20 protein-coding genes are annotated in these 17,964 nt (G+C 66.0%); 15 read left to right on the forward strand and 5 right to left on the reverse strand.

The window, feature by feature from the left end; all coding sequences use genetic code 11:
* Nucleotides 1-49: 49 nt before the first annotated feature.
* The 6 genes from ABQF13_RS04820 to ABQF13_RS04845 all read left to right on the forward strand — a co-directional run bounded on the left by ABQF13_RS04820 (nucleotide 50) and on the right by ABQF13_RS04845 (nucleotide 4,327).
* Nucleotides 50-799: a 3-oxoacyl-ACP reductase family protein gene (locus ABQF13_RS04820; protein WP_448391594.1), complete on the forward strand. Its 750-nt coding sequence runs from the start codon at nucleotides 50-52 to the stop codon at nucleotides 797-799.
* A 44-nt stretch (nucleotides 800-843) separates the two neighbouring features.
* Nucleotides 844-1,986: an AI-2E family transporter gene (locus ABQF13_RS04825; protein WP_448391595.1), complete on the forward strand. Its 1,143-nt coding sequence runs from the start codon at nucleotides 844-846 to the stop codon at nucleotides 1,984-1,986.
* Nucleotides 1,987-2,028: 42 nt separating this feature from the next.
* Entirely contained in the window at nucleotides 2,029-2,493 is a 465-nt protein-coding gene (locus tag ABQF13_RS04830) for a MarR family winged helix-turn-helix transcriptional regulator (protein ID WP_448391596.1), read from the forward strand.
* A gap of 101 nt (nucleotides 2,494-2,594) precedes the next feature.
* Complete coding sequence (locus ABQF13_RS04835) at nucleotides 2,595-3,026, forward strand: Fur family transcriptional regulator (protein WP_448392008.1); 432 nt, start codon at nucleotides 2,595-2,597, stop codon at nucleotides 3,024-3,026.
* Nucleotides 3,027-3,040: 14 nt separating this feature from the next.
* Complete coding sequence (locus ABQF13_RS04840) at nucleotides 3,041-3,673, forward strand: heme-binding beta-barrel domain-containing protein (RefSeq protein ID WP_448391597.1); 633 nt, start codon at nucleotides 3,041-3,043, stop codon at nucleotides 3,671-3,673.
* Between the two features lie 36 nt (nucleotides 3,674-3,709).
* Nucleotides 3,710-4,327 carry a TenA family protein gene (locus tag ABQF13_RS04845; protein WP_448391598.1) on the forward strand — a complete coding sequence of 206 codons (618 nt, stop codon included), beginning with the start codon at nucleotides 3,710-3,712 and terminating at the stop codon, nucleotides 4,325-4,327.
* Here the strand turns inward: ABQF13_RS04845 and surE are convergent.
* The 3 genes from surE to ABQF13_RS04860 all read right to left on the reverse strand — a co-directional run bounded on the left by surE (nucleotide 4,264) and on the right by ABQF13_RS04860 (nucleotide 7,460).
* A complete protein-coding gene (gene surE / locus ABQF13_RS04850; RefSeq protein ID WP_448391599.1) occupies nucleotides 4,264-5,097 on the reverse strand; it encodes a 5'/3'-nucleotidase SurE in 834 nt (277 codons plus the stop codon). The two genes, ABQF13_RS04845 and surE, sit on opposite strands and share 64 nt — an antisense overlap.
* A gap of 13 nt (nucleotides 5,098-5,110) precedes the next feature.
* Entirely contained in the window at nucleotides 5,111-6,094 is a 984-nt protein-coding gene (locus ABQF13_RS04855) for a 1-phosphofructokinase family hexose kinase (RefSeq protein WP_448391600.1), read from the reverse strand.
* A gap of 88 nt (nucleotides 6,095-6,182) precedes the next feature.
* Nucleotides 6,183-7,460, reverse strand: a complete 1,278-nt coding sequence (locus ABQF13_RS04860) for a DUF8462 domain-containing protein (RefSeq protein ID WP_448391601.1) — start codon at nucleotides 7,458-7,460, stop codon at nucleotides 6,183-6,185.
* Nucleotides 7,461-7,574: 114 nt separating this feature from the next.
* On the opposite strand from ABQF13_RS04860, the gene ABQF13_RS04865 reads away from it, so the two are divergent.
* The 6 genes from ABQF13_RS04865 to ABQF13_RS04890 all read left to right on the forward strand — a co-directional run bounded on the left by ABQF13_RS04865 (nucleotide 7,575) and on the right by ABQF13_RS04890 (nucleotide 13,449).
* On the forward strand, nucleotides 7,575-8,444 hold the full coding sequence (locus tag ABQF13_RS04865) for an acyl-CoA thioesterase (protein WP_448391602.1): 870 nt from the start codon (nucleotides 7,575-7,577) through the stop codon (nucleotides 8,442-8,444).
* Nucleotides 8,445-8,762: 318 nt separating this feature from the next.
* Nucleotides 8,763-10,154, forward strand: a complete 1,392-nt coding sequence (locus ABQF13_RS04870; protein WP_448391603.1) for an alanine/glycine:cation symporter family protein — start codon at nucleotides 8,763-8,765, stop codon at nucleotides 10,152-10,154.
* 13 nt (nucleotides 10,155-10,167) lie between these two features.
* Nucleotides 10,168-10,833: a class I SAM-dependent methyltransferase gene (locus ABQF13_RS04875; protein ID WP_448391604.1), complete on the forward strand. Its 666-nt coding sequence runs from the start codon at nucleotides 10,168-10,170 to the stop codon at nucleotides 10,831-10,833.
* A 90-nt stretch (nucleotides 10,834-10,923) separates the two neighbouring features.
* The gene (locus ABQF13_RS04880) at nucleotides 10,924-11,190 is read left to right on the forward strand and encodes a DUF732 domain-containing protein (RefSeq protein ID WP_448391605.1); all 267 of its coding nucleotides are present in this window, start codon (nucleotides 10,924-10,926) and stop codon (nucleotides 11,188-11,190) included.
* A 355-nt stretch (nucleotides 11,191-11,545) separates the two neighbouring features.
* Entirely contained in the window at nucleotides 11,546-12,292 is a 747-nt protein-coding gene (locus ABQF13_RS04885) for a response regulator (protein ID WP_448391606.1), read from the forward strand.
* A gap of 20 nt (nucleotides 12,293-12,312) precedes the next feature.
* Nucleotides 12,313-13,449 carry a sensor histidine kinase gene (locus ABQF13_RS04890; protein ID WP_448392009.1) on the forward strand — a complete coding sequence of 379 codons (1,137 nt, stop codon included), beginning with the start codon at nucleotides 12,313-12,315 and terminating at the stop codon, nucleotides 13,447-13,449.
* A 29-nt stretch (nucleotides 13,450-13,478) separates the two neighbouring features.
* On the opposite strand, the gene ABQF13_RS04895 is transcribed toward ABQF13_RS04890, so the two are convergent.
* Nucleotides 13,479-14,198 carry a DUF305 domain-containing protein gene (locus tag ABQF13_RS04895; RefSeq protein WP_448391607.1) on the reverse strand — a complete coding sequence of 240 codons (720 nt, stop codon included), beginning with the start codon at nucleotides 14,196-14,198 and terminating at the stop codon, nucleotides 13,479-13,481.
* A 289-nt stretch (nucleotides 14,199-14,487) separates the two neighbouring features.
* Between ABQF13_RS04895 and lpqS the strand changes: the two genes are divergently transcribed.
* From lpqS to ABQF13_RS04910, 3 genes are all read left to right on the forward strand, one after another.
* Nucleotides 14,488-14,901, forward strand: coding sequence for a putative copper homeostasis (lipo)protein LpqS (gene lpqS / locus ABQF13_RS04900; protein WP_448391608.1), 414 nt, complete (start codon nucleotides 14,488-14,490; stop codon nucleotides 14,899-14,901).
* A gap of 110 nt (nucleotides 14,902-15,011) precedes the next feature.
* The gene (locus ABQF13_RS04905) at nucleotides 15,012-16,121 is read left to right on the forward strand and encodes a PLP-dependent cysteine synthase family protein (protein ID WP_448391609.1); all 1,110 of its coding nucleotides are present in this window, start codon (nucleotides 15,012-15,014) and stop codon (nucleotides 16,119-16,121) included.
* Complete coding sequence (locus ABQF13_RS04910) at nucleotides 16,118-17,380, forward strand: MFS transporter (protein ID WP_448391610.1); 1,263 nt, start codon at nucleotides 16,118-16,120, stop codon at nucleotides 17,378-17,380. The genes ABQF13_RS04905 and ABQF13_RS04910 overlap by 4 nt, the downstream gene beginning before the upstream one ends.
* Nucleotides 17,381-17,408: 28 nt before the next feature.
* On the opposite strand, the gene ABQF13_RS04915 is transcribed toward ABQF13_RS04910, so the two are convergent.
* Nucleotides 17,409-17,795 carry a rhodanese-like domain-containing protein gene (locus tag ABQF13_RS04915; protein WP_448391611.1) on the reverse strand — a complete coding sequence of 129 codons (387 nt, stop codon included), beginning with the start codon at nucleotides 17,793-17,795 and terminating at the stop codon, nucleotides 17,409-17,411.
* Nucleotides 17,796-17,964: the final 169 nt, after the last annotated feature.

Genomic DNA, 17,964 nt, shown 5'->3' on the forward strand with positions numbered 1-17,964 from the left:
GAGCGTACTAAGGAACATATCGGTTCGTAACTCTGAGGAAGGCCCCGAAATGAGCACAGCACCCCTGACCGGTCGGCGCGCGTTGGTCACTGGAGGTTCCCGCGGGATAGGCGCGGAGACAGTACGGCGACTGACAGCTGACGGCGCCGCGGTCGCCTTCACGTACTCGGCCTCAGCGACCGAAGCCGAGAAACTCGTCGCCGAAGTCGCCGAACACGGCGGCCGCGCCGTCGCGATCCAGGCGGACGCCGCCGATCCCGCGCAGGTCACCGCCGCCGTCGAGCAGACCGTCGCCGAACTCGGTGGGCTGGACGTGCTGGTGAACAACGCCGCCGTCGCCCATATGGCACCGATCGACGAGTTTCCGGGCGAGGAGTTCGACCGTCTGGTGGCGGTCAACATCGGCGGAATGTTCTGGGCGGTCCGCGCCGCGGTGAAACATCTCGGCAAGGGCGCGCGGATCATCAACATCGGCAGCATAAACGCCGATCAGATTCCGCTGCCGGGGTTTTCGGTGTACGGCATGACCAAAGGCGCGGTCGCCTCGTTCACCCGCGGCCTGGCACGCGATCTCGGCACACGCGGCATCACCGTCAACAACGTGCAGCCGGGCCCCATCGACACCGATGCCAATCCCGACAACGGCAGTGACTTCTCCGAGGGAGCCAAGAAGTTGATGCCGCTCGGCCGCTACGGGCATGTCAGCGACGTCGCTGCCATCGTGAGCTTTCTGGCGGGCCCGGAATCGGGGTACGTGACCGGCGCCAACTGGAACGTCGACGGCGGGTTCACGGTCTAGTCAGGCCACGTTCCTGCCGTTTTCGATCCGAGGCGTCGGGGTAAGTGACGCGCGTGGGTCAACCCAGCTCCGACGACTCCGCGCCCAGGCCGGATCGCGGAACGCTGCTCGCGAGCGGCGCGCTGTCGGCGGCGAAGTGGTCGGTGGTCATCGTGGCGATCGCCGCTGGTGCGGTGGTACTCGGCTGGGTGGCAGCCAAGCTGTGGGTGATCTTCCTGCCGGTGCTACTGGCGGTCGTGCTCTGTACCGTGCTGTGGCCGCCGGCGCGGGTCCTGGTGGACCGTGTCGGTATGCCGCCGGCGGCCGCGGCGCTGACCACGCTCGTGCTGTTCCTGGCGATCGCGTCGGGCCTCATTGCGCTGATCGTTCCTCCGCTGCTGGACCAGATGCCGGCACTGGTCGACCAGGCGACCGCGGGCATCGACAGGCTGCAGGAGTGGATCGCAGGCCCGCCGATCAACTTGCAGCAGGAACAGTTGGACCGCTTCGTCGAATCACTGGTGAACGCGATGCGGGAATCCTCCTCGGCGATCGCGACAGGGGTTGTCAGCGGTGTGAGCACGGTCGGCAGCGTCCTGGTGACCCTGGTCCTGACCGTCGTGCTGTCGTTCTTCGTCCTCAAAGACGGTCGCAAGTTCGTGCCCTGGCTGACCGGGCTCACCGGTCGTCGCGCGGGGCGACACCTCGACGCGGTGCTCACCCGGATGTGGGACAACCTCGGCGGCTTCATCCGCGCACAGGCCGGGGTGGCGTTGATCGACGCGGTGTTCATCGGCGCGGGGCTGCTGATTCTCGGTGTGCCCCTGGCTCCGGCGCTGGCGGTGCTGACCTTCATCGGAGCGTTCGTGCCGTTTGTCGGCGCTTTCGTGGCCGGGGCGCTCGCCGTGCTGATTGCGTTGGTGGCCAACGGTTTTGTCAATGCGTTGCTGGTGCTCGCCGTCATCATCGCGGTGCAGCAGATCGAAGGCAATGTGCTGCAGCCTTTTCTGCAGAGCCGCGTCATGAAGTTGCACGCCGCGGTGATCCTGCTGGCGGTGACCGCCGGCGGTGCGTTGTTCGGGATCGTCGGCGCGTTCCTCGCCGTTCCGACGACCGCGATGCTGGCGGTCATCATCCGCTACCTCAGTGAGCAGATCGACCTGCGGGTGGAGGACGAGGCCGCCGGCGCGGATACCGGAGCCCGTTGAGCACGCCGAGTTCGGCCGCATCGTGCGTGCGATACTCGCGACGTGGTGAGCAAGAAGCCGACGGATTCGACGGTGCGCGAGTTAGCGGCCGTTCAGCTTGCCACCAGCGATCTCGTCGGGGTGGCCCTGCGCAGTGTCGAAGACCTGGAAGTCTCACTGCCACAATTTCGGCTGCTGCGGGTGCTCGACGACCTCGGTGAGGCGGGAGCCACCCGATGTGCCCAGGTGCTCGGCGTCGGTGGTTCATCGATCACCCGTTTGGTCGATCGGCTCGACGCGTCGGGTCACCTGGTGCGCCGTCCCGACGCCGCCAACCGCAGCGCCGTCGTACTCGCCCTCACCGATGAGGGCCGTCGGTTGGTGAAGAAGGTGGAGACACGGCGGCGCCGTGAGCTCAAGAAGGCGTTGGATCGGCTCAGTCCCGACGAGCGAGCCCAGTGCATCGCCGCGTTGGAGCGGCTGCATGACGTGCTGGACGCACCCGAAGATCCGCGGATCCCGTACTGACACATACCCGCATCATCACACGTTCTTGCAACACACAAGACTTGTCTTGCGCAAGACAATAGCTCAGGTTAATCTTGACGAACTCCAGAATCGAGGATCAGATGCGAAGCGCCGAGGACAAACTCCGCGCCGCCGGCCTCCGAGTGACCCGGCCGCGCCTAGCGGTGCTCGCCGAACTGGCGAACAACCCGCACGCCGACGTCGAGACGATCACCGTCGGCGTCCGGCAGCGGCTGGGCAAGGTGTCGACCCAGGCGATCTACGACGTGGTACATGCCCTGACCAAGGTGGGGATATTGCGGCGGGTGGAGCCGGCGGGCTCGCGGACGCTCTTCGAGGTCGAGACCGGCGACAACCATCACCACCTGGTTTGCCGAAGCTGCGCAGCGATCGTCGACATCGCCTGCGCAACAGGCGAAGTGCCGTGTCTGCAGGCCAGCGACGACCAGAGCTTCTGCATCGACGAGGCCGAGGTGACCTTCTGGGGCCGGTGCCCGGAATGCCGAACTGTTTCAACTGAAACCGCCAATTGAATGGAGCATTGCAGATGAACGCGCAAACACTCGAACGCACCGCTGTCCGGGGCCCGCAGAAGCTTGGGCCGCTGACGCCGCTGGTCGGCGAGTGGGAGGGCGACGCCGGTGTCGATCTGAGCTACCACAACCACGACGACGAAACCGGCGAGACAACCTATTTCGAGCGGGCCGTTTTCAAGCCCATCCCGGTTCAGGAGAACGGCCAACAGGTGCTCTGGGGCCTCAACTACTCGATGACGGCCTGGCGCCACGGGGAAGAGGCCATGGACCCCTTCCACGACGAGATCGGCTTCCTGCTCTGGGACAAGGCCAACGGTCAGGTGATTCGCAATGTGGTCTTCGGCCGGGGCATCGCAATCCTGGCCGGCGGCGACGCCGCCGTCGGCGACCGCATGCTGCATTTCAACGCCACACCCGGTGACCCCTGCTACGGCATCCTGCAGAACCGCTATCTACTCGATCGCGCCGAGATCACCGGCTTCACCAGCAGTTTCACGTTCGACGACGACGACACGTTCAGCTACACCTCGGATCTGGTGCTGCGACTTGCCGCCATCGGCGGGGAGATGCACCACACCGACCGAAACACCCTGCGCCGGGTCAAGCGCTACCACCCGGGTAGCGAAATGCGGATCACGGCCTAGACCCACCGCTGGCGCCACCGGGCTAGAGTCCGGGGCATGTTGGCAGCTCAATTGTGGACGGAGAACGACGACGTGGTGGCCGAGGTGCTGGCCAACCCGTTCGTGCGCGGTATCGGCGACGGCTCGCTGGACCGCAACCTGTTCGCCGGCTACATCGCCCAGGACGCGTTCTTTCTCGAATCCTTCGCCCGCGCTTACGGTTTGGCCCTCGCTCGCAGTTCGGACACGGCTACGCTGCTGACGTTCGCCGATCTGCTCGCCGGCGTGCGTGAGGAACTCGGGTTGCACGCGTCCTATGCGGCGTCCTGGGGTATCGAGATGGCCGGTGTCGAGCCTGCCCCGGCGACGCTGGCCTACACCGAGTTCCTCCTGGCCACCGCGGCCACCAGTGATATCGGCGTGGTGTGCGCGGCGATGACCCCGTGCATGCGGCTCTACGCCCACATCGGCACCACGCTGGACGCCGGCACCGCCGGGCCGTACGCGCAGTGGGTGCAGACCTACGCCGATCCCGACTTCGAGGAGGTGGCGGCGCTGCTGGAGCGGCTGCTCGACCAGCACGCGAACGACGTCGATGCCGCGCGCGTGGCTTACGGGCGGGCGATGCGGCTGGAGTTGGCGTTCTTCGACGCGGCGCTCAAGCCGGGTTCCTGAGTCCGCGACGTCAACCATCGCCGCACGATATCGCCGTCGTCGGCCTCGACGGAGCGCAGTTCGGTGAGCGTCGGGTGCCCGGCGTCTAGCAGCGCGCTGTCGGTGCCCTCCTCCGGCTTATCGGACACCTCGACCTCCGCGAGGCGCACGTCACCGCCACGGACCTCCTCGACGCGGGTCTGCACCGCGCCGCCGCGAGCCAGCCGCGCATAGCGGATCGCGCCCACCAGGTCAGCGGGTCGATCGGGGACGTTCAGCGAGAGCACCGTGCCGTCGGGCGCGTCGAGCAACAGATCGAGCACCGGTGCCAGCAGGCCGGCGGCGGTGGCCCAGTGCCGCTCACCGGTCGGGTGCAGCGCGACGTCCAGCGACACCGCCAGCGCGCGGGTGTCGCTGATCTTCGCGGTGAGCGCCGCGCCGACGGTGCCGGAGTGCAGGATGGCCCGTCCGACGTTGGCGCCGTGGTTGATTCCGGACAGCACCAGCTCCGGGCGCGGGTCGAACCAGCCGTTGAGCGCTGCGGCGACGATGTGCCCGGGCTGGGCGTGCACCGCCCATGCCTCGACGCCGTCGAAACCGGGCAGCTCACGCGGTTCGACAACCGTGCGGTCGTCGCGGCGCACCGCCGTCAGCGCCGCGCTCGCACCGCTGGCCTGCTCGGCCGGCGCGGCCACGATCACGTCCAGCCCCGCCTTCTGCGCCGCCCCCACCAGCGCGTGCAGACCGGGGGAGTCGATCCCGTCGTCGTTGGTCACCAGCGCGCGTGGCACCCCTCGTACTCCTTTACTTCCATGGCCGCAGCTCGACCCGTTCGGCAAGCGTTTCGACGGCCTGCCCGCCGCCCGTGCCCAGCCCGTGCCGCACGACGTTGAGCGCCCCGCAGGCCGCACCGATCTGCAACGCCCGGCGCAGCGGTTGACCGCTGGCCAGCGCGGCAACAATGCCCGCGGTCATCGAGTCCCCGGCGCCGGCGGAATCGGCCGGCTCCAACGTCGGCATCACGACCTCGACGACGTCGTCGTCATCGAGCAGGGCCAGGGCCGGAGCGTCGCCGGATCGCGACACGACGACGGCGCACGCGCCTTCGTCGCGCATCGCGCGCATGGCATTGACCAGGTCGGCAGGCTTGTCGGACTTGGCCCGGCCGTCCTCGAGCAGCTCCTCGTGGCTGACCTTGACGAGGTCCGGTTCGCCGGCCAGCACCGCCTCGAGCCGCTCGCCGGCGAGGTCGGCGGCCACCTTGCAGCCGTTGGCGCTCAGATCGGTGGACAGGCGCCGGTAGAGGTCGGCGGGCACCACCCGGTCGCCCTGTGGTCCGGACAACAGGACCCGGCCGTGGGTCAGGCCCTCGGTCAGGGTGAGCTCGTAGAGCGAGTCGAGCTCGTGTCGGTCAAGGGGGCTGCCGGCCGCTTCGGCGATGACTTCCCTTTTGCCCGTACGCCGGTCGTGCACATACGCTCCGTTGCGCGCGCTGACCGGCACCGTCTGCACCGTGATGTCGCGCATGGGCAGCAGGTGGCTGAGCACGTCGCCGGTCTCCCCGCCGAGGGCCGAACACAGCACCACCGGAACGCCCAGCGAGGACATCATCCGCGACTGCCACACCCCCTGGCCCCCGGCGTGGACGTGGATGTCGGCTTCCCCGGAGCGGTCCTCGATGGTCACGGTGAGAACAGGAAGGGGCGCGAAGATGACCACCGCGTCCCGGCCGCCCGCTCCGGCGGCGTTGTCGTCGGGTTCATCCCCGCGGGGCTCCGTGTCCGTCACGGGTGACGGGGTACCCCGTCCGGGGCGGTCGCACTCGGCGATCGCGCGAAGGAGCCCGTTGATGCCCTGACCTCAGGGCATGTTCGTGTCACGATCGGCGATCGGAGTCCAATACTGGCGTGCCGATGCCGCCGTTATCCCGCATGGATTCCAGGCTGAGGATGACGTCGTCGTCTCCGGTGTCGCGGCGCGCCTGTTCGTAGCGGGCCAGCACAAACGGGGCCATCAGAGGCACAGTCAGACATAGTTGACCTCGTTTTGGCGCGAATACGTCACCTTCTTCGATGAGAGCCTGGCGTATCCAGGAAAGTTCCTGGCTGGTCCGGCCGAGGATGCGCGCGAGCTGTGCGGTGGTGGCGCGACCCCCGCACAGGGCTAGGGCGGCAAGGAACTCCATTTGCCGGTCCGGCATGCGATCCCAGCGGGGACCGAGGCTGCGTTGCTCCAAGTGAGCAGCCGCTCTTGGCAATGCCATTTCGACGTCGTCGAGTGTGACGATGCTGGGCCCGGGCGCGACTGTCCACGTCGCGTGGGCGAAGAGCTGCAGGTGCGCCGGATAGCCGTTGCTGGCCGTCACGATGCGTTCGACCGCCTCGGGTTGCCAGCTGATGCCGACGCGACGCGCGGGTTCCACGATGGCGTACGCGGCGTCCTCGGCCTTGAGGGTGAGCGGTAGCGGCTCCAACATGAACAGGCGGTCCGGGTGGGTGACGCCGGCCTTTCGAAGCGCCTCCGGCGTGTGCGGGAGCCCGGTCCCGGTGAAGACGACAGCGGCTTCGGGGTGATCGACGTTGAGCCGGTGCAGTGTGGCTGCGAGCAGTGCCAGATCGGCGGGCGAGGCAACCTGCAGCTCGTCCAGTGTGATGAGCAGCCCGCCATTGGGCCGGTCCTTGCGGACTTCGGCGGCGACGGTCAGCAATGCCTCCGCCAGCGTGCCGGCATCGGTAGGCGGCAATCGGCCTTCTTCTGGCGAACGGGTGGTGAACCCGGCAGTGAAACCTGCCGCGCCAACGTTGACGCCGGCAAGCCGATCGAACGCCTTCTTTGCCCGCTGCCAGGGACCGGCGCCAGCTTGCAGCTTGCCGGTTGCCCTATGCAGGAGCGAATCGACGAGCCCTGCCTGCCCGGCGACGGCCTGAAGGTTCACGACTTCGTAGCCGGTGCTGGAGGCCAGCGTGCCATAGGCCGTCACAGTGACGGTCTTGCCGACGCCCCGGGGACCGGCCAAGATGATGTCCTGCGCTCGGACACGGCCCTGGACCGACACATCGTTGAGCATGAGCTCGAAGTCCTGCAGCAAGGCGTCGCGTCCGGCCAGAACACGGGGGGAATGGCCGGCTCCCGGCGTGTAGACGCTGCCCTCCATGAGCGACGATCACCTAGATTCACCTATAGATTGGTTCCTGTATAGGTGAGTATAGGCGCAGACCGGGACCGGCTCGACAGATCCCGCGCAGTTCGGCTGCGGCATGATGCCACGGTGACCTACCGTTCGCCGTCGTTGGCCGAGATCATCGCCACCCTCGAGGTGGAGCGCCGCGAGGACCACCTGTTTCTCGCCACCCAACTCGACAACCCCGCGCACCACATCGTCGGCGGCCATATCGCGGGCCAGGCGTTGATGGCGGCCAGCCGGACCGCGCCCGGGCGCGTTCCGCACAGCGTGCACGTCTACTACGTACGCGCGGGCGATGCCCGCCACCCCGTCGAACTGCGCGTGGATCCCGCGCGTGACGGCGGCACCCTGTCCACGCGGCAGGTGACCGCCACGCAGGACGGCCACATCCTGCTCGAAGCATTGGTCTCGCTGAGCGAACCGGTCAACTCGCTGGACTACCAGGTACCGATGCCGGCGGTAAGCGACCCGGATCGACTGGCTCCGGTGCAGGAGCAGTTGTCAAGCTACGCAGACGAATTCAGTGGCCACTGGGTGCGCCCGCAGCCGTTCGAGCTGCGCTACGTCGACGCGCCGCCGCGCCTTGCGCTCGAGTTGCCCGAACCGTCTCCGCGGCTGCGCATGTGGTGGCGCCCCGCCGAACCTGTTCCCGTCGACGAGATTCTGCACAGTTGCCTGCTGACGTATCTGTCGGGCACCACGATGCTCGAGGCTGCCCTCGTGATGCGGCGCGCCACCCCGATCGGCACGTTCAACGCGCTGATCGACCACGCGCTGTGGTTTCACCGGCCGGTGGACTTGTCGGATTGGGTGCTTTCGGACCAGTTCTCGGCCAGCGGTATTGCCGGTCGTGGTCTGACCACGTCCACGATGTACAACCGGGCGGGTCAACTCGTGTGCATTGCAACCCAGGAGCTCTATTTCGGCCGAGATCAGCGATTTGTGGAGCGTTAGCCGCGGCTGGCGCGGGTGCGGCACCACAAATCGCTGCATTGCAACTAATCCTCTGCGTCGGGCAGTCCCTCAGGCGGCGGAGTCGAATATGCGGGGTTCGCATGCGGAACGTCCGTTCCGGACGAATCCTGCTGCCCTTCGGTGTCGTTCGAGTCTGGTGACGTCATGGGTCCCCTTCAGCATCGGGTATCGATGCACAGGAATACCCGCATCCGTCACCGCGAATCACCCGCACCCCATGGCCGGACGGCGTGCCCGAGTCGCGCCGGTGCATTACCGTTTCACCAGTCCGATGTCTGATGCGATTGCGGCGGTGTGATGACGACTCTCGACAACCTTCTCGGCGATGCCAGCAGCTTCATCTGGGGTCCGTGGCTGTTGATCCCGCTCCTGCTGCTGACCGGCCTGTATCTCACGGTGCTGTTGCGCGGGATCCAGGTGCGCCGGTTCCGGTTGGCGTTCTGGCTGGCGTTCGTCAAGCGTAAGGACCTAGGCGCCGAAGGCGACATCTCGCACTACCAGGCGCTGTCGACCGCCCTGGCCGCCACCGTCGGCGTCGGCAACATCGCCGGCGTCGCAACCGCGATCGCGCTCGGCGGACCCGGGGCGGTGTTCTGGATGTGGTTCACCGGCATGGTCGGTATGGCGACCAAGTACAGCGAAGCTTTTCTCGGCGTGAAGTTCCGCCGCACCGACGCCGCCGGTGAGCAGTCCGGCGGTCCGATGCACTACCTGCGGCGCGGCATCAAGGGGCCGCTGGGCATCTTCCTCGGCGGGTTCTTCGCGGTCGCAGGGGCGCTGGCCGCGTTCGGCATCGGCAACATGACCCAGGCCAACACCGTCGCGGCCAACGTCAACGAAGAGTGGGGTGTGGCCGCACCGATCACCGGCGCGGTCATCGTGGTGCTGGCGGCCGCGGTCATCCTCGGTGGCATCAAGAGCATCGGCCGAGTGACCAGCCTGTTCGTCCCGGTGATGATCGTCATCTACATCCTCGGGGCGGCAGCCTTGCTCGCCTTCAACATCGGCGAGGTGCCTGGCGCCTTGGGGCTGATCTTCACCGACGCGTTCACGGGCACCTCGGCCACCGGAGGTTTCGCGGGAGCCGCCGTCGCAGCGGCGATTCGGTATGGCGTCGCGCGTGGCATCTTCTCCAACGAGTCCGGGCTGGGGACCGGAGGCATCGCCGCGGCGGCGGCACGGACCACCCATCCGGTCCGGCAAGCGCTCGTGTCAATGACGCAGACTTTCATCGACACGCTGGTGGTGGTGAGCTTCACCGCGCTGACGATCATCGTCACCGGCGTGTGGAAGGAAGCGGGCGCCGACGAGGCCGCCAGTTTCACCGCGCGCGCATTCGCCGAAGGTCTACCCGGCACCTGGGGGAGCATCATCGTCACGCTCAGCGTGATCTTCTTCGCGTTCTCGACCCTGCTCGGCTGGTCCTACTACGGCGAGCGGTGCGTGGAGTACCTGTTCGGACGCAAGGCGGTGGTCCCATACCGGATCCTGTTCATCATCGTGATCTACATCGGCGCAACCACGGCTCTGCAGACGGTGTGGACCTTCTCCGACGTCATGAACGGTCTGATGGCGCTGCCCAACCTGATCGGCTTGGTCATCCTGTCGCCTTTTGTCTACCGCGAGACCCGGGCCTACTTCAGGGGCGAGGAGCATGCGGAGGACATGCGCACGCGTAGCGGGGTGTGAGGAGAGGACGACAATGACCGAACCGCAGCTGGGCTGGGACGAGGTCTATCGACAGAACACCTTGCCGCCGTGGAGTATCGGCGCGCCCCAGCCCGAAATGGCGGCGCTGATCGAACAGGGCAAGGTGCGCAGCGAGGTTCTGGATGCCGGCTGCGGACACGCGGAACTGTCACTGGCGTTGGCGGCACAGGGCTATCGGGTCGTCGGCCTGGACGCGAGCCCGACCGCTGTCGCCGCCGCCACGGCGGCGGCAACCGAGCGGGGGCTGACCTCAGCCACGTTCGCCCAAGCCGACATCACCGACTTTGGTGGCTACGACGGCCGGTTCAACACCGTGCTGGACAGCGGGTGCCTGCATACGTTGCCGGTCGAGAGCAGGCAGGGTTATGTCGAGGCGATTCATCGGGCGGCCGCGCCCGGCGCCGCGTTGTTCGTCCTGGCCTTCGCCGTTCGACCTTTCGGCCACGACGGGCCCGGGCCCAACGGTTTTACTGCCGATGAACTGCGCGACACCCTCGCGACCCGCTGGATCGTCGACGAGGTGCGACCGGCGACGTTGTACGGCAACGACATACCAATGTGTGACGACACGGTTGAGATGTCCAACGTGAAACGCAGCCCCGACGGCATGCTGATGATGCCCGGGTTCTTGCTCAGCGCGCACAAGGATGTTTGCTGAAGTAACCGCGGGCGAACGCATCGGCGCCTATCATCGAGGTCTGGCGACTGGAATCTGACACTAGCGATGGTGGCTCACATGTTTCCGTTGATGCATCTTGGGATGGCGACCGCGGTCCTCGCAGTACTTTTTGCCGCTCCCGCCGGCGCGACAGAAGACGAATACCTGGAAGGCTTGCAGGAACGCTATACGTACCTGCAAGCCGATCCGCTGCTCTCGCTGGGCCACCGGGCGTGCGCGGCCACCAACTCCGGTGTGCTGGCACCCGACGTCGTCATCATGATTCGGGAGGACCTGGGTGTGGCGACTGGCGTAGCGATGGACATCCTGAGCGCCGCGCAACGTGACCTGTGCTGATCGCTTCGTTGGTCTACCGCGAGACCCGTGCCTACTTCCGCGGCGGGAGCATGCGGAGGAGGTGGAAGTGATAATGACCGAGCCACAGATGCATGCGACGCCATCTACCGGCAGGACACCCTGGCGCCGTGGAGCACGGTGCGTCCCAACCCGCACTGGCGGTGCTGATCGAACAGGGCAAGCCGCGTAGCGAGGCGCTCGACGCTCGCCACGGCCGCAGCAGCCGAGCGGGGCGTCACGTCAGCCACCCTCGCCCAAGCCGAATAACCGACTTCGGTGGCTAAGGACGGATGATAGTTCGGCGAAGATGTTGTCAACAGCCCAGAAGCGGTCGGTTGAAAGGCACCATGGAGTGATGGATAGCGCCGAGCAGTCGTCGACCTGCACCGCGGATCCTGGCTACCGCGCCCTCGTGGTCGACGACGAGGTGCCCCTGGCGGAAGTGGTGGCGAGTTATCTCGCCCGCGAACTTTTCGAGGTAACGGTCCGTCACACGGGGCTCGAAGCGCTGGACGCCGCGCGGAACGTAGATCCCGATGTGGTGGTGTTGGATCTCGGCCTGCCCGGCATAGACGGTGTCGAGGTTTGTCGCCAGTTGCGGACCTTCTCCGATGCCTATGTGGTGATGCTGACCGCCCGCGATACCGAGGTCGACACGATCGTCGGCCTCTCGGTCGGCGCAGATGATTACGTGACCAAGCCGTTCAGTCCACGGGAGTTGGTCGCACGGATTCGGGCCATGCTGCGGCGTCCTCGCACCGTCGGCCCACCAGACCCGATGAGCACCGAGGTGGTGGCTCCGCGAAAGTTTGGTCCATTGTCGATCGATGTCGCCGGTCGGCAAGTGTATCTGGGCAACGAGCTGATTGCGTTGACGCGCACTGAGTTCGACATTCTCGCCGTCCTGTCCTCACGCCCCGCCGTGGTGTGGAGCCGGCGGCAGCTCATCGAAGCTGTTTGGGGCGAAACATGGGTCGGTAACCGCCATCTCGTCGATGTCCACGTCGGACATCTTCGACGCAAACTCCGTGACAACCCCACCGACCCCAGGTTCGTGTTCACCGTTCGGGGGGTGGGATACCGGATGGGGACTGGGCAGTGAGAGCGCGGGCGGGCAGCGGGATGCTCCGCCGGTTGCTGTTGGCGCAGGGAGTGGTGTTGCTTGCCGTGGGTGTCACGACCTGGGTAGTGGCGTCACTGGTCGGTCCGCCATTGTTCCGTGAGCATCTCCATCAGGCAGGTGTGTCACAAGACTCCAGTGAGCAGTTCCACGCCGAACAGGCGTACCGGCACGCCACCGCGATTTCAATAGGCGTCGCGATCGCGGTGGCGGCCTTAATCGCGTTTGTGGTCACCGTCTATCTGAGCCGGCGCGTACAACGCTCGGTCGCCGAGATATCAGCGGCAGCGACGACTGTGGCCGAGGGCCGCTACGACACCCGGGTGACACCACCGCGACTGGGCGACGAATTCAGTGGGCTGGCAGCCGCGTTCAACCAGATGGCGCAACGGCTGCAGGAGGTGGATTCGACCCGGCGCCGGCTATTTGGAGATTTAGCTCACGAGATCCGCACCCCGGTGGCGGTGCTCGAAGCGTACCTGGAGGCCGTCGAGGACGGGGTGAAAACCCTCGACCCGCGGACCATCGCGATGCTGCGTGAGCAGACCGGCCGGTTGGTGCGGTTCTCGGCTGACGCCGCCGCTCTCGCGCAAGCCGAGGAGGCCCGCACCACCATCGCACCGGAATGGGTTGACCCCGGCCAACTGGTCGGCGCGGTGAGTGCCGCAGTCGCCGAACGCTATGCCGCAAATGGTGTGGCGCTGAAGGTTCGGGCCGATGGCGTCCCCCGGCTGTGGGGCGACGGTCAGCGCCTGGCCCAGGTGATCGGAAATCTGCTCGACAACGCGCTGCGCCACACCCCGACGGGCGGCCACGTCACCCTCGCTGTCGGGACTGTTGGCATTGACGTGGTTTTCACCGTGTCCGACGACGGCGAAGGCGTCGCCGCCGATCACCTTCCGCATCTCTTTGAGCGTTTCTACCGCGTAGACACCGCCCGAGACCGTGACCGGGGCGGTGCGGGGATCGGGCTGGCGATCGCCAAGGCGCTGACGGAGGCCCATGGCGGCCACATCAGCGCGACCAGCGGCGGACCCGGAAAAGGAACCACCTTCACGGTTGCGGTGCCGATCCACCGGCCGACGTCACGCCGAGCCGACGGTCAGCGCGTGAGTCAACGCGCACCAGAGCATGCGTAGTCGCAACGCCATCCACACGGTGCCGCCCACTACAGCGACTTGAGTATCTCGTTCATCGTATCGATCTCCTTCTGCTGACTGCTCACGATCGACTTGGCTAGCGCGATGGTGTCGAGGAACTCACCGTTGTCGATTTCGTTCTGCGCCATGGTAATTGCGCCCTGGTGGTGCGGGATCATCTGGGTGAGGAACAACTTGCTGGCCTCAACACCCTGAGCGTTCTGCAGGGCTTGCATATCTGCCGGCGACATCATCCCTTCCATCCGGGGCATGTCTCCCATACCCGGCATCATCGGCCGGCTCGGTGCGGGCGATGCAGGGGGAGAGCCGGTTTCGGTGCCAGAGCCAGGCATGCCGCCGTGACCGGGTGGCATGTTGCCCCCAGTGCCTCTTGGCCCGGGCATCCCACGTGCTGCGGGCATACCCCACTGGTCGAGCCAGCTCCGCATCTGTTCGATCTCGGAATTCTGCGCATCCTTGATCTGCCTCGCCAAGTCGGCCACCCGCGGGTCGATGCCCTGCTTTTCCAAGATCATATTGCTCATCTCGACCGCCTGTTGGTGGTGCGGGATCATGTGGTGGGCGAACATCACGTCGGCATGATTGTGGCCGGCAGTTGGAGCTGCACTTGCGGTCTGAGTCGGAGCGGGGGATGCCGATGTCTCTGGGTTGGTCGCAGAGTTGCTGCACGCTGCGACGAGGGACGCAGCGGACAGCGCTGCCGCTGCGATAATCATGGGCCTGTTCATCCTCACAGCAAATCCTCCACATCAACACCGATACGCCTGGAAGTCTTCTCGAAGGCTGTAGGACTGCTGTAGTCGTTCCCTGAAGATTTGGTAAAGAAGCTCGGCTCCCAACAGCGGGTGGACTGGATTCTGTGTCTCAACTCTGGGAACGCCGCGAAGCCTTTGCACCAGCGTTGACAGGTCTTCGCGCATCGGCGGGAGCGCTGCTGTCGCGACGCGATAACGAGATGGCGTCAAGTCACCAGCCGAGCGAGACGATCGCCATTTCGCTGCTAGCCTCGGCAACATTGTGAGAGACAAGGTGGCCGTCCCGGCGCCGCGGGCCCGCGCGGCAATCGCGTTGGCGCTGGCGTTGTGGATCGTCGCAGTCGCCGCCGAATGGGCGCTGCCGGTCAACGAGATCACCCCGGCGCATGGACCACATGCACTTTCGTCGGCCCTCGTCGGTGATCAGCCCATCGTCATCGATCATCCGCACATCGGCGAGGCGCCGCTCCCGCTGCCACCAGATGCGTTCGCCGAGGCGGTTCTTCCGCGGGCCTCCACCGCCCTGGCTGCGTTTGGGCTGACCACCGCGCTAGCGGTTGTCGCGGTGCGCTGGCACCAACCGGCACTGGCCGCCATCCGCGGTCCGCCCAAAATACGACCGTACGTTCTGTCTGGCCGGGTGACGCTCACCCGGCTCTGCATCGCGCGACGCTGATCCGGTGGCGTCAGACCACGCCGCCTGGCTGCGGCACGGTCGGTGACCGTCGCCCCTTTTCAGCTGCCGCCTACCGATTTCCGCGGCTCGATGCAGAAGCGATCACTTAGATGAATCACGTTTTGTCCCTTAATAATCGAAGACTCCATACGCCTGGGCAAAAATGCCTGGGCCGCTACGACTGGCCGGGCACCATGGTCGGCCGCACGCCGGTGCTGCGCATCACAGAACCCTTCGCACCGGCTGAACGAGGGTTCTGGGCCAAGCTCGAGGGCTTCAGTCCTGGCGGCATGAAAGACCGTCCGGCTATGTACATGGTGGAACGGGCGCGCGCGAGCGGTGCGCTCCGACCGGGCGGCAGAATAATCGAATCGACCAGCGGCACCTTGGGTTTGGGTTTGGCGCTCGCCGGCACGGTATATCGGCATCCCGTCACCCTGGTGACCGATCCTGGCATGGAGCCGATCATCCAGCGGATGTTGCGGGCTTACGGCGCCGATGTCGATCTGGTGACCGAGCCGCACCACGACGGCGGTTGGCAGCAGGCGCGACGTGATCGGGTGCTACAGGTTTTGGCCGCCGACGAAAGCGCGTGGTACCCGGATCAGTACAACAACCCCGATAACGTCGACGCGTACCGCGGGCTGGCATTGGAATTGCACGCGCAACTCGGCAACGTCGACGTACTGGTGTGCTCGGTCGGCACCGGCGGCCACTCGGCCGGGATAGCGCGGGTGTTGCGAGAATTCAACCCCGACATGCAATTGATCGGCGTCGACACGGTGGGCTCCACCATCTTCGGTCAACCGGCCGCGACACGACTGATGCGGGGTTTGGGGTCGAGCATCTATCCGGCGAACGTCGACTACCTTGCCTTCAACGAGGTTCATTGGGTTGCCCCTGCCGAAGCCGTGTGGGCATGCCGCAAGATGGCCGCCACCCACTACGCCAGCGGCGGTTGGAGTGTCGGGGCGGTGGCCCTCGTCGCCGGCTGGGCGGCGCGCACCCATCCAGCGGACATGACGATCGCGGCGATCTTCCCCGACGGCCCACAACGCTACTTCGACACCATCTATAACGACGATTTCTGCCGGCAGCACGGTCTCGTGGGTGAAGCGCCCCCCACCGAACCGGAGGTTCTCGATGGCCCGACACACCGCGTGGTGTCCTCATGGACACGGTGCGCCACGGTGGTGGATCCGATAGCGGCGATGCGATGAGGAGCCTCGTCGCCGAGTTCCGGAGTTTCGGGTGGCCGAGCCGGCTGCTGATGATCAACCAGTTCGGCATCAACCTCGGCTTCTACATGCTGATGCCTTACCTGGCCGGATACCTCGCCGGGCCGCTCGGGCTGGCCGCCTGGGCCGTCGGCTTGGTCTTGGGAGTGCGCAACTTCTCCCAGCAGGGCATGTTCATCGTCGGCGGAACCTTGGCCGACCGCATCGGATACAAGCCGCTCATCGTCGCCGGTTGCCTACTGCGCACTGTCGGCTTCGGCCTGCTGATCATCGCCGGCTCCTTACCCGCCGTCCTGATCGCCTCGGCTGCAACAGGATTCGCTGGTGCACTCTTCAATCCGGCGGTGCGGGCGTATCTCGCCGACGATGCCGGTCCCCGTCGCGTCGAAGCCTTTGCGTTGTTCAACGTTTTCTACCAAGGAGGCATCCTCGCCGGTCCGCTGGTCGGTCTGGCGCTGATGATTCTCGATTTTCGCATAGCCGCCGCCGCGGCGGCCGCGATCTTTGCGGCTCTGACGATCGCGCAACTCTTCGCGCTCCCACAGCACACCGCCACCCAGCCCCGAGAAGGTTCTTCGATAATGGACGACTGGCGAACGGTGGTGGCCAACCGATCGTTCCTGCTCTTCGCAGCGGCAATGATCGGCTCGTACGTGCTCTCCTTCCAGGTCTATCTAGCGCTACCGCTACAGGCCAAGTACCTGATGCCGCATGCCGAAGTGCTTGTGGTCGCAGGTGTTTTCGTCATCTCCGGCGTGGTCGCGGTCGCCGGCCAGCTGAAGATCACACAGTGGTTCGCCAAGCGGTGGGGGCGCGGGCACTCGCTGGTGATCGGCATGCTGATTCTCGCGTGGTCGTTCATTCCGATGGCCGTGCTGCCCGACGGTAGCCGTGCCGGCGAGATCGCAGCGGTGGCGGCTCTCCTCGCTAGTGCTGCAGTGCTGGCAATCGGATCGGTCGCGGTGTTTCCATTCGAAATGGACATGGTGGTTTCGCTGGCCGGGGGCCGGTTGGTCGGCACGCACTACGGGTTCTACAACACCATCGTCGGAATCGGAATCCTCGTCGGCAATCTCGCCACGGGAACGCTAATGCAGAAGGCCGCCCGCGTCGGAGCGCCAGAGCTGACGTGGATCGTATTGAGCGTGATCGGCGTGACATCCGCCTTTGCGCTCTACCGACTGGACCGCGCCGGCCGACTTCAACCTCGGACGGCGCGAACGTGGTCCACAACGCCGTAATGCACTGCGCCGCACAGCTCAGCGTAGGTCAGATGCCGGTGACCTGACGGCCGTCGGCCTGCCACGCGCGCATGCCCCCGCGGAGTTCGACGACATCGGTGTAACCGAGATCGCGAAGTGTTTCGGCCGCAATCGTACTCATCGGCCCGGACCGGCAGTAGATGGCCAGGGCTGTGCTGCGGTCGGAGGGAAGGCGCTCAGCTTGCGCGGCGATCTGATCGAACGGGATAGACATATCCGTGCCGGGAATGTCTCCTTCGAAGGGCACGTGGACATTAACCGTCACGCGATCGGGTTTTGCGATTGCCGCGGCGAACTCGTCTGGGTCGACCAGTCGCGCGGCGCTCGCCGATTCGAGTTGCGATACGGAGCCTGGGTCACCGTCTTCCGACGCACATGCGCTCAACGCCACCACGCCGATTACCGTCAGTGCCGCGGCAAGCAATCGTGACGGACGGGTGACCGCCGCGGATTGAGCTGATTCAGACATGCCGCAAAATATACCCCTAGGGGTACTTATATACCAGGGCGGTCGGCGGAGCGCCTCCGGCGGTCCGACCAGGCAGCGCGTCATCGAACTGATC

The sequence above is a fragment of the Mycolicibacterium sp. XJ879 genome (assembly GCF_053483935.1).